21 protein-coding genes are annotated in these 22969 nt (G+C 68.3%); 10 read left to right on the top strand and 11 right to left on the bottom strand.

All coding sequences use genetic code 11. The features are described 5' to 3' along the window. Positions 1 to 698 precede the first annotated feature (698 nt). Positions 699 to 848, top strand: a complete 150-nt coding sequence (locus ACXJJ3_RS29185; RefSeq protein WP_458165041.1) for a hypothetical protein — start codon at positions 699 to 701, stop codon at positions 846 to 848. Positions 849 to 1823: 975 nt separating this feature from the next. Here the strand turns inward: ACXJJ3_RS29185 and ACXJJ3_RS29180 are convergent. Further along, positions 1824 to 2201 (bottom strand): hypothetical protein, encoded by a 378-nt coding sequence (locus ACXJJ3_RS29180; protein ID WP_458165040.1) that lies wholly within the window; start codon positions 2199 to 2201, stop codon positions 1824 to 1826. 164 nt (positions 2202 to 2365) lie between these two features. Here ACXJJ3_RS29180 and ACXJJ3_RS29175 point away from each other — a divergent pair, with 164 nt between their 5' ends. Both ACXJJ3_RS29175 and ACXJJ3_RS29170 read left to right on the top strand, forming a co-directional pair. Continuing rightward, complete coding sequence (locus ACXJJ3_RS29175) at positions 2366 to 2953, top strand: helix-turn-helix domain-containing protein (RefSeq protein ID WP_458165039.1); 588 nt, start codon at positions 2366 to 2368, stop codon at positions 2951 to 2953. A gap of 12 nt (positions 2954 to 2965) precedes the next feature. Then, the gene (locus tag ACXJJ3_RS29170) at positions 2966 to 4234 is read left to right on the top strand and encodes an MFS transporter (protein WP_458165038.1); all 1269 of its coding nucleotides are present in this window, start codon (positions 2966 to 2968) and stop codon (positions 4232 to 4234) included. On the opposite strand, the gene ACXJJ3_RS29165 is transcribed toward ACXJJ3_RS29170, so the two are convergent. The 3 genes from ACXJJ3_RS29165 to ACXJJ3_RS29155 all read right to left on the bottom strand — a co-directional run bounded on the left by ACXJJ3_RS29165 (position 4164) and on the right by ACXJJ3_RS29155 (position 8240). Further along, entirely contained in the window at positions 4164 to 5270 is a 1107-nt protein-coding gene (locus tag ACXJJ3_RS29165; protein WP_458165037.1) for a hypothetical protein, read from the bottom strand. The genes ACXJJ3_RS29170 and ACXJJ3_RS29165 overlap by 71 nt on opposite strands. Before the next feature lie 100 nt (positions 5271 to 5370). Then, positions 5371 to 6636, bottom strand: a complete 1266-nt coding sequence (locus tag ACXJJ3_RS29160) for an FAD-binding oxidoreductase (RefSeq protein WP_458165036.1) — start codon at positions 6634 to 6636, stop codon at positions 5371 to 5373. Positions 6637 to 6650: 14 nt separating this feature from the next. Continuing rightward, on the bottom strand, positions 6651 to 8240 hold the full coding sequence (locus tag ACXJJ3_RS29155; protein WP_458165035.1) for an acyltransferase: 1590 nt from the start codon (positions 8238 to 8240) through the stop codon (positions 6651 to 6653). A 107-nt stretch (positions 8241 to 8347) separates the two neighbouring features. Here ACXJJ3_RS29155 and ACXJJ3_RS29150 point away from each other — a divergent pair, with 107 nt between their 5' ends. The 5 genes from ACXJJ3_RS29150 (at position 8348) to ACXJJ3_RS29130 (ending at position 13108) form a co-directional block, all read left to right on the top strand. Beyond that, the gene (locus ACXJJ3_RS29150; protein WP_458165034.1) at positions 8348 to 9394 is read left to right on the top strand and encodes a LacI family DNA-binding transcriptional regulator; all 1047 of its coding nucleotides are present in this window, start codon (positions 8348 to 8350) and stop codon (positions 9392 to 9394) included. A 142-nt stretch (positions 9395 to 9536) separates the two neighbouring features. Continuing rightward, a complete protein-coding gene (locus tag ACXJJ3_RS29145; RefSeq protein WP_458165033.1) occupies positions 9537 to 10850 on the top strand; it encodes an ABC transporter substrate-binding protein in 1314 nt (437 codons plus the stop codon). A gap of 2 nt (positions 10851 to 10852) precedes the next feature. Beyond that, positions 10853 to 11818, top strand: a complete 966-nt coding sequence (locus tag ACXJJ3_RS29140) for a carbohydrate ABC transporter permease (RefSeq protein WP_458165032.1) — start codon at positions 10853 to 10855, stop codon at positions 11816 to 11818. Then, complete coding sequence (locus ACXJJ3_RS29135) at positions 11811 to 12650, top strand: carbohydrate ABC transporter permease (protein WP_380198257.1); 840 nt, start codon at positions 11811 to 11813, stop codon at positions 12648 to 12650. Before ACXJJ3_RS29140 ends, ACXJJ3_RS29135 begins: the two co-directional genes overlap by 8 nt. A gap of 5 nt (positions 12651 to 12655) precedes the next feature. Beyond that, positions 12656 to 13108: a MaoC family dehydratase gene (locus ACXJJ3_RS29130; protein ID WP_458165031.1), complete on the top strand. Its 453-nt coding sequence runs from the start codon at positions 12656 to 12658 to the stop codon at positions 13106 to 13108. Here ACXJJ3_RS29130 and efeB read toward each other — a convergent pair. Genes efeB through thpR form a run of 4 tightly spaced genes read right to left on the bottom strand, consistent with a single transcriptional unit; the run spans position 13081 to position 17194 of the window. Further along, on the bottom strand, positions 13081 to 14589 hold the full coding sequence (efeB, locus tag ACXJJ3_RS29125; RefSeq protein WP_458165030.1) for an iron uptake transporter deferrochelatase/peroxidase subunit: 1509 nt from the start codon (positions 14587 to 14589) through the stop codon (positions 13081 to 13083). The two genes, ACXJJ3_RS29130 and efeB, sit on opposite strands and share 28 nt — an antisense overlap. Beyond that, on the bottom strand, positions 14586 to 15722 hold the full coding sequence (gene efeO, locus ACXJJ3_RS29120) for an iron uptake system protein EfeO (protein WP_458165029.1): 1137 nt from the start codon (positions 15720 to 15722) through the stop codon (positions 14586 to 14588). The genes efeB and efeO overlap by 4 nt, the downstream gene beginning before the upstream one ends. A gap of 14 nt (positions 15723 to 15736) precedes the next feature. After that, positions 15737 to 16585: an iron uptake transporter permease EfeU gene (efeU, locus tag ACXJJ3_RS29115; RefSeq protein WP_458165028.1), complete on the bottom strand. Its 849-nt coding sequence runs from the start codon at positions 16583 to 16585 to the stop codon at positions 15737 to 15739. Between the two features lie 45 nt (positions 16586 to 16630). Further along, the gene (gene thpR / locus ACXJJ3_RS29110; RefSeq protein WP_458165027.1) at positions 16631 to 17194 is read right to left on the bottom strand and encodes an RNA 2',3'-cyclic phosphodiesterase; all 564 of its coding nucleotides are present in this window, start codon (positions 17192 to 17194) and stop codon (positions 16631 to 16633) included. A gap of 34 nt (positions 17195 to 17228) precedes the next feature. Here thpR and ACXJJ3_RS29105 point away from each other — a divergent pair, with 34 nt between their 5' ends. After that, on the top strand, positions 17229 to 18674 hold the full coding sequence (locus ACXJJ3_RS29105) for an LLM class flavin-dependent oxidoreductase (RefSeq protein WP_458165026.1): 1446 nt from the start codon (positions 17229 to 17231) through the stop codon (positions 18672 to 18674). Positions 18675 to 19000: 326 nt separating this feature from the next. Here the strand turns inward: ACXJJ3_RS29105 and ACXJJ3_RS29100 are convergent, their stop codons facing one another. Then, positions 19001 to 20404: a mycothione reductase gene (locus tag ACXJJ3_RS29100; RefSeq protein ID WP_458165025.1), complete on the bottom strand. Its 1404-nt coding sequence runs from the start codon at positions 20402 to 20404 to the stop codon at positions 19001 to 19003. 64 nt (positions 20405 to 20468) lie between these two features. Between ACXJJ3_RS29100 and ACXJJ3_RS29095 the strand changes: the two genes are divergently transcribed. Then, positions 20469 to 21164 carry a DUF4429 domain-containing protein gene (locus ACXJJ3_RS29095; RefSeq protein ID WP_458165024.1) on the top strand — a complete coding sequence of 232 codons (696 nt, stop codon included), beginning with the start codon at positions 20469 to 20471 and terminating at the stop codon, positions 21162 to 21164. Here ACXJJ3_RS29095 and ACXJJ3_RS29090 read toward each other — a convergent pair. Together ACXJJ3_RS29090 and ACXJJ3_RS29085 are read right to left on the bottom strand one after the other, a co-directional pair. Next, positions 21161 to 22477, bottom strand: coding sequence for an MFS transporter (locus tag ACXJJ3_RS29090; RefSeq protein WP_458165023.1), 1317 nt, complete (start codon positions 22475 to 22477; stop codon positions 21161 to 21163). The two genes, ACXJJ3_RS29095 and ACXJJ3_RS29090, sit on opposite strands and share 4 nt — an antisense overlap. After that, positions 22474 to 22920 carry a MarR family winged helix-turn-helix transcriptional regulator gene (locus ACXJJ3_RS29085; RefSeq protein WP_458165022.1) on the bottom strand — a complete coding sequence of 149 codons (447 nt, stop codon included), beginning with the start codon at positions 22918 to 22920 and terminating at the stop codon, positions 22474 to 22476. The genes ACXJJ3_RS29090 and ACXJJ3_RS29085 overlap by 4 nt, the downstream gene beginning before the upstream one ends. Between the last annotated feature and the right edge of the window lie 49 nt (positions 22921 to 22969).

Here is a 22969-nt window from a genome sequence, read left to right as displayed (position 1 = left end):
TGGAGACGTACGCGCTGAGCGCTGGCCGCGGTTCTGAATCACAGGTCGCCCTGTGACCGCTCACGAAGTCGCGGCTGCCGGCGGGCTTGTACGCGGCCGGATCCGTCGCGCGGCAGCGGTCTCCCGGAATGCGCGTTCTCGTCACCGAACAGGAACTGGGGGAACGAAGTCACGCAGCTGCGCCGCGGGCGCCGTTCGTCTGTTTCATCGAACTGTCGGACATGCTCAGGGCCGCGAGCCGATGAATGCGAGGCTCCTTGCACGGGGTGTCCGCGCGGATCGCTGGCGTGTCCGACGTATCGAGTCCGTGCTCCGGGTCGGCGCTCCGGCCTCACTGCCCTCGTTGGCATGTCCATCCCCCAGGACCAACGCCGCGTCATGCTCGAGTCGAACTGTCGCTCCCGCACTCGACAGTCAGCATGTTGACTCAGGTGGTACGTGGCCTCGAACGATCGGTCGTACGCAACCTGCACCGATCGCCTGGCGCACTCCGAGCGATCGCCGACAACCTCGTCCGTCGCCGACGAGCGCAGCCGTCCGACCGAACTCCTACAAGTCGGCCGCCACTTGTCCGACGGGTACGCCCGGCCGCAGAACGGCTCAGCGCCGTCGCGCTCGTGATGCTCAAGCACACATGCAAAACCGCCCGCACGGGGCCAGGCTGGGCGGGTCGCGGCACGCAATGCGTGCGGCTTCCTATGCCCCATCTCACGAACGGGCTGGCCTTCCTCCGCGCGATGCTGGGCGAGGAGTCCTCGCCGGCGCATCCGACCGCGACCAGCTCCGGCGCGGTGCCGAGAAGGTCTGCATGGAGTGCGACGTACCGCGCCGTTGCCTACGACAACTAAGTCCCGGAGGTCCGCCTAGTGCACCCACTACGACGGGGAGACCAGCCGTCGAGGCTGCGGCCTTCATCGCGCCCCGTGGACCATGCCGTCGTTCACGACGACCGCCAGGCAGCAACAGCCGCGCACCGGAGGCGGTTAGTAGACAGTCGGCATCCTCCATCACGGGGAAGAGCAACCACGAGCGGCCGCCCTCCCACCCCATCCCTGGCCAGCCAGCTGTTCCTTCGCCGAAAGCCCGCGCACCGGGGGAAAGCCCGCGAATGGGGATGAGTTGCCCTGCCGAAGTCGGCGCAGAACAGTCACCGCAATCTGCGCGTCCGCGATCGTCACGTCCGGTACGACCCCCAGTCCATCCGGCCGGACGGGTTCATGTTCCACCCGCGGGTACCCCACGCCCGCTGGACAACCAGCGCCCGGACAGGCGGCATTGCCCACGAGCCAGCGGGGGCTTGGCCGGGACCGCACGCGGTACCTCCTTCGGTGCGCGGTCGGAGGTGGTCGAAGCACACTCGCCGTAGACGTCCGCCGGCAGGCTCCACGTCCGCGATGGGCCAGCATCTGAACAAGCGGCGTTTGCCGCGAAGCAGCAGGCATTCGCGGGAGCGCGCACGCGGGAGAGCTTTCCGCACGGTGCCGGAGGCGGCCAGAAAGTCAGTCGCCGGCACCCTCCGCCCGTGAGTACCTTGCGTCCGCGGTGGAACCACTGCTCGGAGCAGTGGCCTTGCCTGCGAACAGCTAGATGCTTCGCCAGAGCATGCGCACGGGACCACCTCGCGTACGGCCGGAGGCGACCAGAGAGCAGTCGACGGCCACCGCCGCCGAGCACCTTGCATCTGTGGTGGGGCCAGCGCGTGGAGGGGGCTCGTGTCGGGGCCGGTTTGCGCGGGGTGGCGGAGGTGGGGAGAGGGCGGTTGGTGGCGCCATGGTTCGTGGGTGCGTCGCGATTGTGGGGAGTTGGTGGGCGCGGGGGTGGGGTTAGGTGGGTGGGGTGTTTGGGTTGGGGTCTTCTTCGAGGATGCCGATGGTTCTTAGGCGGGAGATGATGCCGCCCTCCTGGCGGCCGAGGGCTTCGGTGAGGGATTCGAGGGAGGCGCCGTTGTTGTACATGTCGGTGAGGGTTTCGGTGTCTTCGAGGGTCCATTGGCGGAAGGCGTTCGGGGCGGACTGGCGGGCCTTTTGGATCTTGCGGGTCATGGAGCGGGGGTTGATGGGCTCGAGGGAGCGGATTCGGGACTGGCGGTGGCGGCCCACTTCCTCGCCTTTCTGCCAGAAGATGACGGCGCCGTCGTCGAAGGTCATCAGGTCGGCGGGGACGTCGCAGTAGTCGGCATCGTCGAGCATCACGCGCATCATCGGTGGAGCCTCTTTCGGTGGGTCTTCAGGGATGTGGTCGACAGAGAAGATGCCGTGACCAGCGACGCCGGCGAGCGGCGATCTCGAAGTTGTGGACAACTGATTGCACAATCCGTTTGCAAAAGCTCTTTGCAAAGAGGCTTTGCGGTCGTACGATCGGGGGCATGAGCGAGCAGAGCAAGGGTGAGGCGGCGCGGACGGTTCGGTTGGATCGGGAGTTGGTGCGGGCACTGGCGCATCCGATGCGGAACCGGATTCTCGGGTTGCTGCGGGTGTACGGGCCGCAGACCGCGACCACGCTGGCGGGGCGGCTCGGCGTGAACACTGGCGCGACGAGCTACCACCTGCGGCAGTTGGCGGAGGCGGGGCTGGTGGCTGAGGACGACAGCCGGGGCAATGCGCGCGACCGGTGGTGGAAGGCGGCGCATCAGGGGACCGAGTTCGACAAGGCCGAGCTGCTGGATCAGGAGCCGGAGCTGGCGCTGGGGTTCTTGCACGGGGTCGGGCAGTCCTACACCGAGAACATCTTCAGCTTCATCGACGCGATGCAGACGATGCCGGCTGACTGGCGGGACGCGAGCGTGCTGTCGGACTGGTTCTTCCATCTGCGGGCCGACCAGCTCGACGCGATGATGCACGAGGTGCTGGCGGTCCTCGAGAAGTACAAGACGGACGACCTGACCGCTCCGCTGCCGGAAGGTGCCGAGCAGGTCACCGTGCAGATCCAGGCGTTCCCCCGCGAGACACGGTAGGAGGGCCACCCCGTGAGGCAGTCGAAGCCGCTGATCGCGTTCCTGGTGGCGAACGTGGTCTCGATCTGCGGCACCCGCGTCAGCGCGATCGCCATCCCGTGGTTCGTGCTGATCACCACCGGTTCGCCCGTCAAGACCGGCCTGGTCGCGCTCGCCGAGATGGCTCCGCTCGTGGTCGTGAAGGCCGTGGGCGGCCCGTTGATCGACAAGGTCGGTGCCCGCCGGATCAGCGTGCTGGCCGACACCGCCAGTACCGGTGTGGTCGCCCTGGTACCTCTCCTGCACACCCTCGGTCTGCTGCACTTCCCGACGCTGCTGGCGCTCGTCGCGGTCGCCGGTGCGCTCCGCGGTCCGGGTGATTCCGCCAAGGAGACCCTGATCCCGGACATCGCCCGCGCCGCCAAGGTCCCGTTGGAGCGGGTGACAGGCCTGGAGAGTACGACGGAACGCCTGGCCGGCTTCTTCGCGTACGCGTTGGCCGGCGGACTGATCACGCTGGTAGGAGCCGTCAACGCGCTCTGGATCGACGCCGCGTCGTTCGGGATCTGCGCCGTACTCATCGCCCGCTGGATCCCCAAGCGGGAGAAGCAGCCCGTCACCGACGAAGAGCCGTACGGACGGCGTCTACTGGAGGGCTGGCACTTCCTCCGGACCGACAAGCTCCTACTGCCGCTCGTGGTGATGATCGCCGTCACCAACCTGCTCGACGCAGCGACCAGCACAGTATTACTGCCTGTCTGGATCAGAGAGCACGGCTACGGCCCCGGCCACACCAGCCTGATCCTCACGTCGTTCGGTGTGACAGCAACGGCGTTCGCTCTGCTCGCGTCGGCGATCGGTGACCGCATTCCGCGCAAGCTCGTGTTCACGTTGGCGTTCCTGATCGCGGGTGCGCCGCGCTTCGTGGCGATGGCGACCGACGCGCCGGTCTGGGCGCTGATGGCGGTGTACGCCGTGGGCGGTATCGGGGCCGGCTTCATTAATCCGGTACTCGGCGCGATCCGGGTCGAACGGATCCCCAGCCACCTGCTCGGCCGGGTGAACTCGCTGTCCAACGCGGTCTGCTGGACCGGCGTACCGCTGGGAGGTGTCGTGGCCGGTGCAGCGATCGCCGGCATCGGCCTGGCGCCCGCGCTGCTGGCCGGCGGGGCGATCTACCTGATCGCCACCATGTCACCGGTGCTGATCGGCCGGCACGAGAGCTGGAAAGCTACACCGGGTCCGACGGATCCTCCGGGAACGGCGGCAGATCCGGCTCGGGTGGCAGCCGGTGCGTCTTAGCCTTCGTACTGTCGTCCACCGCCCGCCGCATGCGGTCCCGCTCAGCCCGTAGCAGCCCCAGCATCACCAGGTCGAGCAGCATCCCGCCAGCGGCCGCGAACTGGGTCGCGGCGAACTGGAAGACCTGCGTCATCAGCAACGACACCAGCACCGCCAGCTCGAACAGCCGGACCGCCCGCGCCCGGTTGTTCTTCCGCAGCGCCAGCGCACCACGCACCGTGAAGGTTGCCGACAGCAAGCTCCCCGCCGTGACGCCGAGCACCGGAAGCGTGTTGAGTCCGTCCCCCAGTACGGCGGCGATGACGAGCTCACCGACCACCTGTATCGCCAGTACGGCGACCGCGACCGTCGGCGCCTTCGGGTGCGTGGCCAGCCGTTCGAACCCGCGCTGCACCGCCTGCCACGCGGCGTCGACCGGGGCGGCCAGCTCGACCTCGTCCGGCGGGCAGGCGGCGAGCAGCTCGGTCGTCTCCCGCCGTCCGCCGATCTCCCGCGGCACCTGGTCGAGCAGCTCCGCCGCCTCGGCGCGGCGCCGGCGGGACAGGCCGCCCGCGACGCCCTCGACGGCGTGGTCGATGACGTTCGCGAGCTCCTCGCGCGGGTCGATCGGCCGCCGGGTGGTGAGGAAGCGGAAGCCGAGCACGATCAGCACGAAGACGATGTACACGATCGCCGCGGTCGGCTTGTAGAAGTAGTTGTTGTCCGAGGTGACGAACTTCCCGACCTCGTCGATGAACAACCCGAACCCGATCCCGCCGATCGTCGCCGCGGCCGGCCGGACCACCGGGCCGACGTACCCGAGCAGCAGCGAGATCGCGACGAACATCAGCAGCCCGCCGGGTAATACGTGCGCGATGTGCAGGCCCTTGCCGCCGATCTGCGGGTATCCGCTCAGGCTGAGCAGCAGCCGCGTGATCAGCACCGTCGCCACAGCGGACACCACGAACGTCGTCAGGTGCTCCCCGGACCGCACGTTGCGGACCATCCCGGCCCGCATCAGGTACGACGAACGTTCACCGGCGGTCGTGGTGGTCATACCGGGACGTTACCGGAGGAAGGCAGCCACCACGACGATGGCGACCAGGGCAGCCAATACGAGGGAGGTCACCAGTCGGCGCGTGCGGGGGTCCACGAGGTCAGAGTAGGCGGAAGTTCCCGACGAACCTGCCACCGGGGTCGACCCGGCGCTTGATGTCCCGCAGCCTGGCCAGATCGTCCTGGCTGTAGCACTCGTCCAAGGTGCCCCACGAGGACAGCCCGGTCGGTGTCTTCTGGCCGACGCGCCACGGCGACAGGGCCTCCTGCAAGTCACGCAGGGCGCTCTGGCCGGCGTCGACCAGATCCGGTGTCGCCGCAATGGAAACAGCCAGCACCAGGTACGGCGCCAACGGGTCGCCGGCTGCCACTCCCGGGTACCGGCTGCCCTGGCCGGACCGTAGGTGCCGGATGACCACCTGAAACAACGGCGGCTTCGCGTACGACTGCAGTGTGCTGATCAGCTCAGGAGTGACCTCCTGGAACGGACTGGTGATCAACGACAGCGCCTGCGGCGGCGTAGGCACCGAGTTGAGGTCAGCCACCTCGCTAGGCTGCAACGGCCCGATCACCTCGGACAGAGGAGTACCAGCGGCCCGTACGAGCGCCAACGCCTGCTCCAGCTCGGCAGCAGAAGCGTCAGGCGTGATCACGTCGACCATGCAGGCCGGCGTTGGGTACTGCGCGAGGTACGCCCACAACGTGACGCTCTCCGGCGCCTCCTGAGTCGCCTGACCGTACGCCGCGAGCACAGCGCCCGCCTGCTCGATCGGGAACGTCAGCCGACCACCCGTGATCGCGGGAGCCGGGTGGAGATCCAGCTCGACCGCCGTGACCACCCCGAAGTTCCCCCCGCCGCCACGCAACGCCCACATCAGATCCGGATCAACAGCGTCGTCGATCCACCGACGCTCCCCAACCGCGTCGACGAGCTCCACCGCCCGCAGGCTGCCGGCCCCACTCCCATAAGGACGGGAGAACCAGGAGAAGCCGCCGTTCAAGCAGTACCCGACCACTGACACGTTGGCCGACGACCCAGGCAGCCCAGTGAGGTCCGTACCGTCAAGCGCGCCCTGCAACGCTCCCCACCGCACACCGGCACCCACCCGCGCAGTACGGGCCGTCACGTCGACCGACAACTCGTCCAGCGCATCCGTGCGTACGACGAGCGTGCCGTCGAGTGCAGGGGTAGCCCCGTGCCCGCCGGCCCGGGCGGAGACCTGCAGGCCGTGCGCAGCGGCGTACTTGACGATCTCCTCGACATCATCCGGACCCGCGGCGTCCACGACCGCGGCCGGGTGCTGGTCGACAGACAGGTTCCAGCCGCGGCGCACCTGCTCCCAGTCCGGGCTTTCCGGTGTTTTCACCGTCCCAGCATGACTCAGACGAGGGGCTCCGGCCGGTGCACACCGCGCGGGCGGTAGCCGAGCGCGTCGGACACGCCGAGGTAGTCGGACAGCAGCCAGATGATCGCCAGCCACATCTCCGTCCCCTGCAGGCCCGGGATCGCCCGGTCGTCGGTCCCGTCCGGCGCGAACGCGAACCCGGCGCCGTCGACCCAGCGGGTCAGGATCGCCCGCAGTTGCTGCTCGGCCCAGCGACGCGCCTCGGCCTCGCCGTACGACGTCTGCTTGCGGGCCAGCCACAACGGGTGGATGACATCGAGCACGTTGCAGGCGTTGTAGTTGTCACCGGTGAACATCTGCCGGTCGTTGCTGTGCGCAAGTACCGTGGCGACGGCCTGCTCCGGGTACGGCAGCGGCAGGCCGAACTGCGCGTACGTCCCGCGGGTGAGGCGGTAGAAACCGTTCACCACCTGGAGAAGTCCGTCGTCGGGATGCGGCGAACCCCACATGCCGGTCGACGGGTCGACGTGGGTGAGCAGCCAGCCCATCAGCAGCTCGAGATGGCCGGATTCGCCGCCATCCTGGAGCGCCAGCGCCGTACCGAGCGCGTCGACACCGGACCCGGCCGACCACGCCCTCCTTGCCCAGGGCAACTTGTCCAGGTCCGCGAGGTCGAAGGACGTGTCGATCGGGTGCTCGAAGCTGCTCCCGAGGACCTGGAGCGCGTACCCGACACAGAGGATGTGGTAGCTCGCGGGCCCTTCCAGGACAGCGAGTTCGGCGTCCGGCTGGTCTTGCGGTGGTACCAGTCCGGTGGCCGGATCCTGGTGTTCGCGGAGCCGGCGGACCAGGTCGTCGCGGGTGTGGCCGGCCGGGGTACGGCGGACCAGCAGGTCCGCGATCTCGATCGCGTCGCACCACGGGCGGATCTCCGGCGCGCGGTCGAGACCCGGGCGGTCGACGAAGCGGGTGCCGTCCCAGCAGCGCGCGAGGACGTCGTCGGTCTGCGCGCGGGCCTTGGCGGCGAACGCGGTCAGCAGCGTGGGTAGGTCACCTGACATGGATGCTCCTGTCCGCGAGCGGAGGACGCGGGCCGGGTTGCCGGCCGCGACCGAGTGGGCCGGGATGTCCTTCGTGACGACCGCGCCGGCGCCGATGATCGTGTGCGGTCCGACCGTGACGCCGTCCAGGATCGTCACGTTCGACCCGATCCAGACGTCGTCGCCGATCGTGATGCCGCGCTCGGTGATCGGCTGCTGGAAGACCGGCATACCGGGGGCGGTGCCGTGGTTGAAGGCGAGGATCGACGTGTGCGCGCCGATCCGGACGCCGTCGCCGATCGTCACCTCGCCGCGGACCGCGGCGAACGGGTTGATCGTCGAGTCGGAGCCGAGCGCGATCCGGCCGGTGACGTACGCGTGCGCGGCGATGTACGAACGCTCCCCCATCCGGAGCTCGTCGCAGTACACGGCCGCGGTCTCGGCGACGTACACGTCGGCCGCCAGCGTGACCGACCCGCCAAGCCGCGACTGCCGGTCGGACTGGCGCTCGCGGTCGGCGGCGGACGCCGTTCGCTTGTACTCCCAGGGCAGGAAATCGAGGCGCAACGGTTCGTTCGGCGACATGGGAAAACGCTATCCAAAACTCCCGGGCTACGCCAGGGCCGAAATGCCGCTGCTAATCTCCGGTCTGACATGAACACTTTTCCGTCTGCGCGAGGGGTGGCCGGGCGATGACGACGAGCGGATCCGGCGCGGACGGCACGCGCCGCAGCCACCGGGTTACGATCAGCGATCTCGCCCGCCGGCTGCACATCTCCAAAGCGTCGGTCTCGTACGCGTTGAACGGCCGCGCAGGGGTCAGCGAGGAGACCCGGCAACGGGTCCTCGACCTCGCCGAAGAGCTCGGGTTCCACCCGAACTCCGCCGCCGTCGCGCTGTCCGCGAGCCGCACCCGGACGATCGGGATCGTGATCGCGCGCGAGCCCACGCTGATCTCCACCGAAGCGTTCTACATGCGCACGCTGGTCGGCATCGAGCAGTACCTGAACGAGGTCGACTCGTCGCTGCTGCTCCGGCTCACCGGCGAGCACGGCGAGGACCTCGACGTACTGCGGCGCTGGTCGCGGCAGGGGCGGGTCGACGGGTTCATCCTGTTCGACGAACTCGAGGACGACCAGCGGATCCCGGTGCTGCAGGAACTCGGGGTGCCGTGCGTGGTGGTCAGCTCGAACGAGCCGGACGACGCCGTCGGGCGGCTGATCAGCTCGTCGTCGGAGACGGTGGACCTGATCCTGGATCACCTGGTCGGGTTGGGGCACACGGACATCGCGCACATCAGCGGGCCGTTCACGTTCATCCACGAGCGGTCGCGGGTGCAGACGCTGTACGACGGCGGCGTACGGCGCGGGGTCGTCGTACGGCACCTCGAGGGAAGCTACCGGTACGACGACGGGGCCGAACTCACGCGGCAACTGCTGACCGGGCCGAATCCGCCGACGGCGATCGTGCTCGGGAACGACCTGATGGCGGTCGCGGCGCTGCGGGTCGCGATGGATCTCGGGACAGCGGTGCCCGGGCAGGTGTCGGTGGTCGCGTGGGACGACTCGCCGCTGTGCGAGCTGGCGCGACCGGGGATCACCGCGGTCGACCAGAAGACGATGGAACGCGGCCGCGCGGCGGCCGACCTGCTGCTCCGGATCATCACCGGGAGCCAGGAACTGCACGAGGAAGCACCCGCCGGGGAGCTCCGCATCCGGGAGTCCTCCGGACCCGCGTGAAGGCTCCGCGGGTCACGAGCTCGTAACGAACAGGCTTCTACTGAACCGGTTAGGGTTTCGAAACTTAACCGGTTAGGTCAGTATGGGGCCGATCCGCCCCCGCAGGTCCGCGGGGGCTCGAGACGGGACGAGGGAGTCCGACGTGAGACTGCGTTCGCTTGTAGCCGCGGTGGCTGCGACCGCCATGGGAGTCAGCCTCGCCGCCTGTGGTGGTGGCGACAAGAACGACTCCTCCGGCGGCAGTTCCGGGGACCAGACGCTGACCTACTGGGCCAGCAACCAGGGCACCAGCCTGGACAACGACAAGGAGGTGCTGACCCCGGTCCTGAAGAAGTTCACCGACGAGACCGGCATCAAGGTCAACCTCGAGGTGATCGGCTGGAACGACCTGCAGACCCGGATCCAGACCGCCATCACCTCCGGCCAGGCGCCGGACGTGGTCAACATCGGCAACACCTGGGCCGCTTCGCTGCAGGCCACCGACGCGTTCCTGCCGTTCGACGGCGACGCGATGACCGCGATCGGCGGCAAGGACAAGTTCGTGCCGACGGCTCTGGCGACCGGCGGCAAGGAAGGCACCGACCCGACCTCGGTCCCGCTCTACGGTCTGGCGTACGGCCTGTACTACAACAAGGCGATGTTCGCCGCGGCCGGGCTGCAGCCGCCGAAGACCTGGGAGGACATGGTCACCGACGCCAAGAAGCTGACCATCCCGGGCAAGCAGTGGGGCATGGCGCTGGCGGCCGGCAGCTACACCGAGAACGTGCACTTCGCGTTCATCAACGCCGCGCAGAACAAGGCCGACTGGTTCAACAACGAGGGCAAGCCGTCCTTCACCGGTGACGGCAACGTCCAGGGCGTACTGCGGTACCTCGACCTGATGCAGAAGGACAAGGTCGCGAACCCGGCGAACGCGCAGTACGACAACGGCACCAAGTCCGTGAACGACTTCGCCACCAAGAAGGTCGCGATGGTCATCAACCAGAACAACGCGGACTCCTCGATCGTCGCCAACGGCATGAAGGCCGGCGAGTACGGCGTCGTACCGTTCCCGGCACCGTCCGGTGGCGAGCAGGTGGCCAGCCACGTCGCGGGTATCAACCTGTCGGTGTTCAAGAACACCAAGCACAAGGACGCGGCGCTGAAGTTCGTCAAGTACATGACCGACGCGACCACGCAGAGCACGCTGGACAAGCCGTTCTCGGCGCTGCCGGTGCTGAAGGACGCGAAGCCGAACTTCACCACCGACGCCGCCGAGGCCGCGACCTTCCAGGACATCTACAACACCAAGTCCAAGCCGCTGCCGCTGGTGCCGGCCGAGGACCAGTTCGAGAGCACCGTCGGCAAGGCGATGAACTCGATGTTCGCCAAGATCGCGACCGGCGGGACGGTGAGCGCCGACGACGTGAAGGCGGCCCTCAAGACCGCTGAAGACCAGGTGGCGGCGAGCAGCTGACGATGGCCGTCGCAACCGAGACCGCGACTCCGGCGCCGACCAGGCGCCGGAGCCGCCCCGAGCAGCGGCCCGGCCTGAACCGGTGGCTGCCGTACGCGTTGCTCGCGCCGGCGGTGCTGCTGGAACTGTTCATCCACATCATCCCGATGCTGGTCGGGATCTGGATGAGCTTCGTGAAGCTGACCAAGTTCTTCATCGCGAACTGGTCGTCCGCGCCCGGCGCCGGGCTGAACAACTACAAGGTCGCGCTCGACTTCAACAACGCCGTCGGACAGGGGCTGCTGAAGTCCTTCGGCGTCACGATCGCGTTCTCGCTGATCACGGTCGCGTTCTCGTGGGTGCTCGGGATGGCGGCGGCGGTCGCGTTGCAGCCCGAGTTCCGCGGGCGCGGCGTCGTCCGGACGCTGTTCCTGGTGCCGTACGCGCTCCCGGCGTACGCCGGAATCCTGACCTGGAACTTCATGCTCCAGCGCGACACCGGCGCCGTGAACCACGTCCTGCACCAGCTGCACCTGAGCGACGGCAAGACGTTCTGGCTGATCGGCGGGAACGCACTGGTCGCGCTGATCACGGTGGCCGGGTGGAAGCTGTGGACGTTCGCGTTCCTCACGCTGATGGCCGGTATGCAGAGCATCCCGCGGGACCTGTACGAGGCCGCGTCGGTGGACGGCGCCGGCAACATCCGGCAGTGGCGCAACATCACGCTGCCGTCGCTGCGACCGGTCAATCTGGTCCTCGTCCTCGTGCTGTTCCTGTGGACGTTCAGCGACTTCAACACGCCGTACGTGCTGTTCGGTACGGCGCAGCCGCCGGCGGGTGACCTGATCACGTTCCACATCTACAACGCGTCGTTCCTGACCTGGAACTTCGGCACCGGTGCGGCGATGTCCGTGCTGCTGCTGATCTTCCTGATGATCGTCACCGGCATCTATCTGCTCGTCACCGGAAGGAGGTCACGTCGTGCGTGAGACCAGAGGTTTCAAGATCTACCGCGGCGTCACCCTGACCGTGCTCGGGCTGTTCGTCCTGGTGCCGCTGTACGTGATGGTCACGTCGTCGCTGAAGCCGTTGAAGGACGTGCAGGGCGCGTTCACCTGGTGGCCGTCGAACCTCACGCTGGCGCCGTTCGTGGACATGTGGAAGACGGTGCCGCTCGCGAAGTACTTCGTGAACTCGACGATCGTGTCGGTGTCCGCGACGGTGTTCTCGGTGGCGATCGCGATCCTGGCCGCGTTCGCGGTGTCGCGGTTCAAGTTCCGCGGGCGGACGGTGTTCACCACGACGGTGCTGTCCACGCAGATGTTCCCGGGCGTGCTGTTCCTGCTGCCGCTGTTCCTGATCTTCGTGAACATCAACAACTCGTTCGGGCTGCAGCTGGTCGGGACGCGGCTCGGGCTGATCATCACGTACCTGACGTTCAGCCTGCCGTTCTCGATCTGGATGCTGGCCGGGTACTTCGACAGCATTCCGCGCGAGCTGGACGAGGCCGCGCTGGTGGACGGGTGTGGTCCGATGGGCGCGCTCTGGCGGGTCGTCCTGCCGGCCGCGCGGCCCGGGGTGATCGCGGTGGCGATCTACTCGTTCATGACCGCGTGGGGCGAGGTGTTGTTCGCGTCGGTGATGACCACCGAGGCGAACCGCACACTGTCGGTCGGCCTGCGGCAGTACTCGACGCAGACCAACATCTACTGGAACCAGATCATGGCCGCCGCGCTGGTCGTCAGCGTCCCGGTCGTCATCGGCTTCCTGCTCGCCCAACGACACTTCGTCGCCGGTGTAACTGCCGGCGCGGTCAAATAGGACGCATGTACTTCGAGGACTACCTGCCGGGTGCTCGCGCCGAGCACCCGGCCACGATCACCGTCGACCAGACCACCGTCATCGAGTTCGCCGAGCAGTTCGACCCGCAGTACTTCCACGTCGACCCCGCGGCGGCGGCCGACGGGCCGTTCGGCGGGCTGATCGCGAGCGGATGGCACACGGCCGGATTGATGATGCGGCTGTACGCCGACCAGTACCTGTCGAAGGTCGCGAGCCTCGGCGGGCCGGGTGTCGACGAACTCCGGTGGCCGGCGCCGGTGCGGCCGGGCGACGTACTGCGGCTGCGCACCGAAGTACTCGAGGCCCGGCCGAGCCGGTCGAAGCCGGATCGCGGTCTCGTGCGGACCCGGGCCGAGCTGCTCAATCAGGACGATGTGTTGGTGTTCTCGTGCATCGTGCTGAACTTCCTTCAGCTGAAGAGTTTCTCGCCCCAGTAGGAGCCCGGGGTGACGCCTGGCGGGCAGGCGAAGATGCCGGAGCCCACATGGTGGATGTACTCGTTCATCTTGTCGTTCTTCGCCAGCTGGTTCTGGATCGGGATGAACTGTTTGCGCGGGTCGCGCTGGTAGGCGAGGAAGAACAGGCCCGCGTCCAGGCGGCCGAGGCCGTCGGAGCCGTCCACGAAGTTGTAGCCGCGGCGGAGGAGTTCGGCGCCGTGGTTGAAGTCCGGGTGCGCCAGGCGGACGTGGGAGTCGGCCGGGACCTTCGGTTCGCCGTCGGAGTTCTTCGCGGCGAAGTCGATCGCGTCGAACTCGTCCGCCTTGCCGAGCGGGGCGCCGGTCCCCTTCCCGCGGCCGATGACCGCCTCCTGCTCGCCGAGCGACGTACGGTCCCAGATCTCGATGTTCATCCGGATCCGGCGCGACACCAGGTACGAGCCGCCGACCATCCAGTCGGGGCCGTCCTCGGGTTGTACCCAGAGCTGCTGCTCGAGCTTGGCGGCGTCCTCGAGTTTGAGGTTGTTCGTACCGTCCTTGAAACCGAACAGGTTCCGCGGGGTGGCCTGGGCGCGAGACGTGGACGACGTACGGCCGAAGCCGAGCTGGGAGTAGCGGACGACGGTACGGCCGAAGCCGATGCGGGCGAGGTTGCGGATCGCGTGCACCGCTACCTGGGGGTCGTCGGAGCAGGCCTGTACGGCGATATCGCCGTACGAACGGTCCGGGTCGAGGTCGTCGCCGATGAAGTGCGGGAGGTCGACGAGCGCCTTCGGCCGCTTCGCCGCGAGACCGAACCGCTTGTCGAACAGGGTAGGACCGAAGCCGACGGTGATCGTCAGGTGTGCGGGCGGTAGGCCGACCGCCTCGCCGGTGTCCTCCGGCGGGACCTCGTCGGGTCCGTTGACCGCGCCGAACTGGCCGATGTCCCGGCCCGCGGTGAGGAGCGCGGCCGCGGCGGTCCACTCCTTCAGAAGGGCGATCAGCTCTGTCCGGTCGGTCGTCGTCACGTCGAACGCCGCGAAGTGCAGGCGGTCCTGCACCGGCGTGGTGATCCCCGCCTGGTGCGCCCCATGAAACTCAACCGGCCCGGTGTTGTCCGCCGCCTGTGAGGGTTGGGTGGACACAGCCGAGCGCACGGCGTAGCCGGCAACCCCAGTAGCCACGGCGGCACCAGCAGCTCCGAACAACCCTCTCCGAGAAAACCCGCGCCGCCGCCCCGGCTCCGCCGGGGCGGCGGCGGGAGAAGATGCAGGAGCCGAGCCAGCCCCCGAAACCAGCTGCTGCGCCGGCAGCTCACCCTGCAAGCGTCCGTGGGACACCGCCTGCTCGCCCCGCGAACGTCCGTCGGACACCGCCTGCCCGCCCTGCGAACGCTCGTCGGACGCCGTCTGCTCGCCCTGCGGGCGTTCGTTGGGTCTTGTCTGCTTGCCCTGGGGGCCGTTGGCGCTGGTCGGGTTCGGCGTGTTCTGCTCTGTCATTTCTTGGCGATTACTCCGGCTACTTGGCTTACCGGCTCGGCGAGGCCGTCTACTACGGCGCCGAGGGCCTTCTTTTCTGGTTCGGTGGCGTTGTAGGGCTTGAAGCCGTCACCGGTGCGGTACTTGTCGAGGGCCGCGAAGACTGCTTTGAAGTTGGTGTCGAGCTGGGTGACCAGCGCGGCGTCGCGGGCCTGGAGTGCCGGGCGGAGGGCCTGGACCGCGGCCTGGGAGCCTTCGACGTTGGCCTGGAAGTCCCACAGGTCGGTGTGCGAGTAGCGGTCCTCCTCGCCGGTGACCTTGCCGCGGGCGACCTCGTCGAGGAGTTCCTTGGCGCCGTTCGCCATCTGCAGCGGGTTGAACTTCACGGCCTTCGCCTTCGCCACCACCGTCTTCACGTCGGTGAGCAGCTGGTCGGCGTACTTCTCCATGCCCTTGGTGCTGTTCGACACCCAGAGCGCCTGCTCGATCCGGTGGTACCCGGTCCACTCGGTGCCGGGCTCCACGTCGTTCACGCGGGCGTCGATCTTCGGGTCCAGGTTGCCGAACGACTCCGCGACCGGCTCGATCCGCTCCCAGTACGTCCGCGACACCGGGAACAGCGCCTTCGCCTTCGCGACGTCGCCGGCCTTCACCGCGGTGACGAACTCGGTCGTCTTCTGCTCGAGCGCGACCGCCTGCGAGTTCACGTACCGCTGGTAGCTCTCGGTCGCCTGCTTCAGCAGCGCGTCCTCGGAGGCCTGCGCGGGCGCGTCACCGGTGACGGTCAGGTCGCCGCGGATGCCGTCGCCGACCATCCCGGGCTTGCAGACCGCCTGGTACTTCCCGGTCGGCAGCTCGACGATCAGGTCCCGCTTCAGCCCGGGCCCGATGTTCTCGACCTCGCCCATCACCCGGTCGCCGTCGGCGTACACGTAGAACTCGGTGATCTTGCTGCCGCCGTTCGACACCGAGAACGTGCTCGTCCCGGACTTCACGTCGCGGCGGCTCAGGTCGCAGCCCGAGTCGGTCGCCTTCACCGACACCGGTCCGGTGCCGTCGTCCTTCGCGGCCGGCTCGTTCTTCGCGCAGGCGCTGAGCGCGGCGAGACCGATGACGACACCGACGATCGAGGCCTTGCGGCCGAGTACAGACATGTTTCTCCTGAGATTCAGGCCGCTTTGTGAGCGGTCGTCGCCGGCACAGCAGGCGGGGTGGAGCTCTTGACCGGGCGGAAGTACAGGAACAGCACCGGGACGAGGTAGACGACCCATGCGGTCGCTTCCAGCACGGTCGGTGCCGGGTTGAAGTTGAAGATGCCCTTCAGCAGTACGCCGTACCAGCTGGCCGGCGGGATCACGTGCGAGATGTCGAACGCGAGGTGGCCGATCCCGGGCAGGATCCCGGCCTCCTGCAGGTCGTGGAAGCCGTACGCGAAGATCCCGGCCGCGACCAGCACCAGGATCGCCCCGGTCCACTTGAAGAACACCGCGAGGTTGATCTTCACCGCACCCTTGTAGATCGCGATCCCGAGCAGCACCGAGGTACCGAGCCCGAGCAGCACGCCGATCAGCGGTACGGCGGTGGTCGCGGTGGCGGCCGACGCGTACACGATGAACGCGGTCTCGATGCTCTCCCGGAAGACCGCCAGGAACGCCAGGATGACGACCGCGCGGGAGCCGACCTCGAGGGCCTGGCCCATCCGGTCGCGGAGCTCCTTGGCGATGCTCCGGGACGCCTTGCGCATCCAGAAGATCATCCAGGTGACGAAGCCGACCGCGAGGATCGACATCACGCCGCCGACGGTCTCCTGGGTGGTGAACGACTTCGCGGTCAGCGCGGTGACGAACTGCAGCAGGCCCCAGGCGGCGGCCGCCACGGCGAGGGCCGTGGCGACACCGATCCAGACCAGTTTCAGCCGATCCCGATGCCCGGACTTGACCAGGAACGTCGCGAGGATGCTGACGACCAGTGATGCCTCGAGTCCTTCACGCAGTCCGATCAGATAGTTCGCGAGCATGGCGGGAGACCTTCGTCTTCTTAGGTACGGCTAACCTTGATGAGGTTAGCCTAAGAAGTCCCATTCGCCTACCGTGACGTACGCCGCACTGTGGCCCGGGCCCTCGCCCAGCCGGGACTCGATCAGCTGCAGGCTGCCCGCCGTCCACACCGGGCTCTCGTAGTTCTCGAAGATCCGCACCCACTTGGTGACGTCCAGCTGCCGGCGCAGCCGCGCCAGCGTCAGGTGCGGCGTGAACTTCCGCCCCTCGACCTCGACCCCGGCCCGGTTCGCCGCGGCTCGGGTGGTCATCGACAAGTGCTTGAGTGATTCGGTGTCGTCGCGGACCCCGGCGTACAGCACCCGCGCGTCCGGTACGCCGGGGAACGCGCCGGCGCCGGCGATCTGCAAGGCGAACGGCCGCTGCCGTCCCGCGGCCCGCTCCAGCCGCTCCTCGAGCTCCTCGGTCTTCCAGTCCGGCACGTCACCGAGAAACGCCAACGTGATGTGCCAGTGCTCGTCCGTCGCCCATCGGATGTCGTCGTCCGGATGCTCCCGGCGCGGCTCGACGAACGTACTCAGATCCTCCACAACGTCACTGGGCGGGACCACCGCCACGAACAATCGCATCGGAAAATGCTATCGGTGGTGGAAACTGCTTTTCATGGAGCTCAAGCTGCCGTCGCCGTGTCTGGTGATCCTGGTCGGTCCCGGCGCGTCCGGGAAGTCGACGTGGGCGGCGGAACACTTCGGCGCCGAGCTCGTGGTGTCCAGCGATCGGCTGCGGGCGCTCGTCGGTTCGGGCGAGGACGACATCGCGGCGAGTGCGGATGCCTTTGCCTTGCTGGAAGAGGTGGTGGGGCAGCGAGTCCGGCGCGGGCTGACGACGGTTGTCGACACCTTGGGACTGGACCGCGAGCGGCGGACGGGATGGTTGGCGGCGGCTCGTGCGGCGGGGATGGCCTGTGTTGCCGTCGGTTTCGACACGCCGGCCGAGGAGTGCCGGCGGCGGAACCGGGAGCGGGCGGCGAAGCGAATTCCGGCTGATGCGTTGACGGCTCAGCTCCGCACCTGGCGGCGGGTGAAGGACGAGTTGGCCGATGAGGGGTACGACGACGTACTCGCGCCGGCGGCTGCGCGGGTGGTGCCAACGGCGTTCGTGGAGTCGACCGCGGCGCGGGTCCGGCAAGCCGAAGCGCCGGTCGGGCTGCGGTTCGGTCTGCAGCTGAGCAGCTACACCCATCCCGGCGGCCGGGCGGCGACGGCGACCTGGCTGCGCGAGGTCGCGGAACGGGCGGAGGCGGCCGGGTTCGACTCGATCTACGTGATGGACCACTTCCGGCAGATTCCGCAGGTGGGGCGGGCGTGGGAGGACTTCCTGGAAAGCTGGACGACGCTCGGGTATCTCGTGGCGTGTACTGGTCGGGCCCGGCTGGGCACGCTGGTTTCGGGTATCACGTACCGAAATGTCGGGCATCTCGGGAAGCTCGCGGCGACGCTCGATGTGTTGAGTGGTGGGCGCGCGGTGTGCGGGGTCGGGCTGGCGTGGTTCGAGGCCGAGCACAAGGCGTACGGCTGGCGGTTTCCACCGGTGGCTGAACGGTATGCCCTGCTGGAGGACGCGTTGCAGCTACTGCCCGTTCTCTGGGGCCCAGGCAACAAACCCTTCCACGGCAAGGTGCTCGACGTACCGGACACCACCTGCTATCCGCGTCCCCTGCAAGAACATCTGCCCGTGCTGGTCGGCGGCAGCGGCCCCAGAACTCTCCGCCTCGCAAGCCGTTACGCGGACGCGGTCAACGTCTTCGGCGACATAGCCGCAGTACGCGAGCGAGCCAAGCACCTCACAAAACCGATCGAGCTGACGCACCTCTCGACAACACTCGTCGGAAAAGACCGCAATCAACTCGACCAGTTGATCCGCACGCTCCGCCCCCGCAACGTCAACCCGGAGAAGTACGCCGCAACCGTCAACGCCGGGACAATCGACGACCAAATAGGCCGCTTCCGCGAACTCTCCGAAGCCGGCGTCTCCGAAGTAATGATCAGCCTTCCCGACCTCAGCACGATCGAGGCAGTCGCCGAGGTGATCTCAGCATTTCGGATGTAGGCCCGTCCAGGTCCGGTACTGGTCGGCGTTGGTACGGCGGGGCGGCGCGGACGCAGGGCGCCCCGGTCTTCGGATGCACACCGTCGCACGGATCTTCCGCGACCTCCTACCTTGCACTCCTCGCGCGGTCAAGCAGCCGCGGTACCACGAACTACGAACCCGCTACACCGGCGAAGCACTCGCACATGACTACGCCGAGTCGTGGCGAACGGCTCGGCACATGCTCGTCGAGTCGTGGATTGTGGCTGGTTTCCGGCGCCTTTTCTCACGACTCGGTGCAGGGGATGCGGGCCGTTTGCCACGACTCGGCGGACGGTGACAACGGGTTAACCTCCCGGGTGTATGTCGAGCTTCAGGAGGGCGTTTTCGATTAGTTCTGGCATGGCGGGGTGGATCCAGTACTGGTTGCGGGCCATGGTGTAGGCGTCGAGGCCGAAGGACATTGCCTGGATGACGGGCTGGATCACCGTCGGGGCTTGGGGGCCGATGATGTGGCAGCCGAGGATCTGCGCCGTCTCCGGGTCGGCGATGACCTTCGCGAAGCCGGTGGTGTCCTCCATCGCCCAGCCGTACGCGATGTCGGCGTACCGCTGGATCGCTGTCACATAAGGGATCCCGCGCTCCTGCGCCTCCCGTTCGGTGAGGCCGACGGAGGCGATCTGGGGCGAGCTGAACACCGCGTGCGGGACGAACCGGTGGTCGGCCTCGATCCGGTCGTCGGGGTTCAGCAGGTTGTGCTTGACCACCCGGGCCTCGTGGTTCGCGACGTGCTTCAGCTGGTGCGGGTTCGTCACGTCGCCGAGCGCGTAGACGCCCTCGACGTTCGTCTCCTGGTACTTGTCCACGACGACCCGGCCGGCGCTGTCGACGTCGACGCCGGTCGCGGCGAGGTTCAGCAGGTCCGAGTTCGGTTCCCGGCCGACCGCGACCAGGAGCTCGTCGACGACCAGTTCCTCGACGCCGCCCGGGTGCAGCATCTTCAGCGCGATCGAGCCGTCGTCGCGGCGATGCACCCGAACGGTCTCGCGGTTCAGCCGTACGTCGTACAGGTCCTGCGCGATCTCGGTGTACCGCGCGGCGACCTCGGCGTCCTCGTGCCGGAGCAGCTCCTGGGAGCGGGCGACGATCGTCACCTCGACGCCGAACGCCGCGAACACGTGCGCGAACTCGGCCGCGACGAACCCGCTGCCGATGATCGCGATCCGGCGCGGCAACTCGTCCAGCCGCATGATCGTGTTCGAGGTGTGGTACCCGGTCTCCTCGAGGCCGGGGATCGGCGGAATCACCGGCCGGCTGCCGGTCGCGATCACGAACTGCTCGCCGCTGAACACGCTGGTCGACCCGTCCAAGTTGTCGACCGTCAGCTCCTTGAACCCGGTGAACCGCCCGGTGCCGTCGTACATGTGCACGTTCGCGTTGTCCGCGTTGTGATGCCGGTACTCCGAGCCGCCCGCGGAGATCGGGTCGATCCGTCCGAAGATCCGGTCCCGGACGTCGGTCCAGCGGACGCCGAGCAGCTGCTCGTCGACGCCGTACCGCGAGCTCACCGAGGGGGTCGCGGCGACGTCGGCGGCGTGCACGAACATCTTGGTCGGGATGCAGCCGAAGTTCAGGCAGGTGCCGCCGAACGTCCCGCGCTCGACGATCGCCACCTTCCGGTCCGCGAACCGCCGGTTCACGATCGTGTTCCCGGAGCCGGTCCCGATGACGACGAGGTCGTAAGTGGTCACACCCCATTGTGCGGGTTACACCCCAGAACCTGCGGTGGACCTGCGGACCAGGGAGGATAGGTGGGTGGCAGGTGGTGAGCTGACGAGCACGAACGGCACGGTCGTCTGGGACGGCGTCGGGACCCTCCGGATCCGGTACGACGGGACGCAGCCGGGGCTCGATCCGCTGACCGCGGCATTGCGGACCCGCCTGCGGGAACGGGTGCTGCCGGTCGAGGCGCTGCAGTCGGTCGAGGTGTACGGCGCGTCCGCGGAGCACCCGGGCGGCCTGCGGCTCACGCTCCGCGACGGGGCCGATCCGCTGCTCGCCGTCACCGGCGTCGAGGTCCTCGGCGACTTGTACGACTTCCCGGGGGTGGACGCGGCGCCCGCGGAGCAGGTCGCCGGCGAGATCCGCCGTACCCTCGCCCGCCGGGACGTACCGGCCGCGGCCGCACGCTGGCTGCTCGCGCCGCCGCCCGCTCCGGACCGGATCACCGGGCGGGACACGACGTTGTCGGTCGCGAACGGGCAGCTCACGTTCACGTACGGGCTCCGCGCCGGGCGCCGGAAGAAGGCGAACGGGAATCCGTGGTCGGTGCCGCTGGACACCATCCTCGAGGTGGAGTGGGGCCGCGGGTACCTGCGGGTCGGCACCGACCGGACGCCGCTCGACCGCCCGAAGCCGAAGCACGACCCGGCCGCGATGGTCAGCGCACGGGGCGCCGACCTCGACGTACTGTTCTTCGCTGCGCGCCTGCTGACCCGGATCCGGCCCTAGGCGACCCGGGGGCTGGTCGGCTCCGGGGCCGCGTCCACGGCGGCCTTCTCGCCGAGCAGCTCGGTCTGCGGGAGCACCTCGAGGTGCGGGCGCGGGAGCAGCCGCGGGCGGATCGACAGCCCGCGCTTGCGGGAGAAGTACAGCACCGACCCGACGGCGCCGACCACGGTCAGCCCGCCGCCGACGATCAGCGACCAGCGGGCGCCCATCGCCTGGCCGACCCACCCGATGAACGGGCCGCCGATCGGCGTACCGCCCATCAGCAGCGTCATGTACAGCGCCATCACCCGGCCGCGCATGGTCGGCTCGATGCTCAGCTGCATGGTCGCGTTCGCCGAGGTCAGCATGGTCAGCGAGGTCAGCCCGACCAGCGGCAGCACCAGCGCGAACGTCAGGTACGTCGGCATCAGCGCGCTGACGATCTCGAACAGCCCGAACAGGATCGCCGCGCCGATCACCAGCCGGGCCCGGATCCGCACCCGCCGCGCGGCCAGCAACGCACCGGACAGCGACCCGATCGCGAGCACCGACCCGAGCAGGCCGTACTCCCCCGCGCCCTTGTGGAACGCCTCGGTCGCCATCAGCGCCGACGTCATCTGGAAGTTCAGCCCGAAGGTGCCGGCGAAGAACACCGTGACCAGCACCATCATCAGCTCCGGCCGGCGCCACAGGTACCGCATGCCGTCCCGGATCATGCCCTTCTCGCGGGCCGCGGGCTTCGGCGTGAACAGTTCGGAGACGCGCATCATCCGCAGCGACAGGATCACCGCGGAGTACGTGAAGGCGTTGATCATGATCACCGGGCCGGTGCCGATCCAGCTGATCAGCACACCGGCGAGCGCCGGGCCGAGCAGCCGGGCCGCGTTGAACGACGCCGAGTTCAGCCCGACCGCGTTGGCGAGCTCGTCGCGGCCGACCATCTCGACCACGAACGCCTGCCGGGCCGGGGCGTCGAACGCCGTCCCGATGCCGAACAGCAGCGCGAGCAGGAACACGTGCCACGGCTGCACCACACCGGCGACGGTGAGGCCGCCGAGAACCAGGGCAACGGAGGCCATCGCGATCTGGGTGTACGTCAGCAGCTGGCGCTTGGGCATCCGGTCGGCGAGCACACCGGCGTACGGACCGAGGAGGAGGGCAGGCAGGAACTGCAGGCCGGTGACGATCCCGAGCGCGGCCCCGGAGTGGGTCAGCTCCAGGACCAGCCAGTCCTGGGCGACACGCTGCATCCAGGTGCCGACGTTCGAGACGATCGCGCCGGAGGCGTAGAGACGGAAGTTGCGGACTTTGAAGGCACGGAAGGTCGGGCTCATCGAGCCAGCCGTTCCAGAACGGGTGCTGCTTTGCGCAGGATGTCGCGCTCCTCGGGGGTCAGTTGTTTCAGTTTGGTCTGCAGCCACTCGTCGCGGCGCCGGCGGTTGGCCAGGATCAGCTCGTCGGCGCGGTCGGTCAGCTCGACGACGATCTGCCGCTTGTCGGTCGGATGCGGCCGGCGGACCACCAGGCCCGCCTCCTCCATGTTCGTCACGATCCGCGTCATCGACGGCGGCTTCACCTGCTCGTGGGCGGCCAGCTCGCCGATCGTCATCGCCTCGTGCTTGGACAGCGCGCCGAGCACGCTGAGCTGGTTCGCGGTGAGGTCGTGACCGGGCTCGCGCTGCCGGCGGATCTGCCGGGACAAGCGCAGCGTCGATGACCGCAGGGCACTGGCCAGCCCGACGTCACTCTTCACCTGCTGGGCTACGACTTCGGGCATGTCTTTACCTTAACTCATTACCTTTGCTAACTAAAAACGCGCGTTCACG

The sequence above is a fragment of the Kribbella sp. WER1 genome (genome assembly GCF_054189145.1).
Note: the sequence above shows the minus strand (reverse complement) of the source record. Positions and strands in the feature narration are given on the sequence as shown.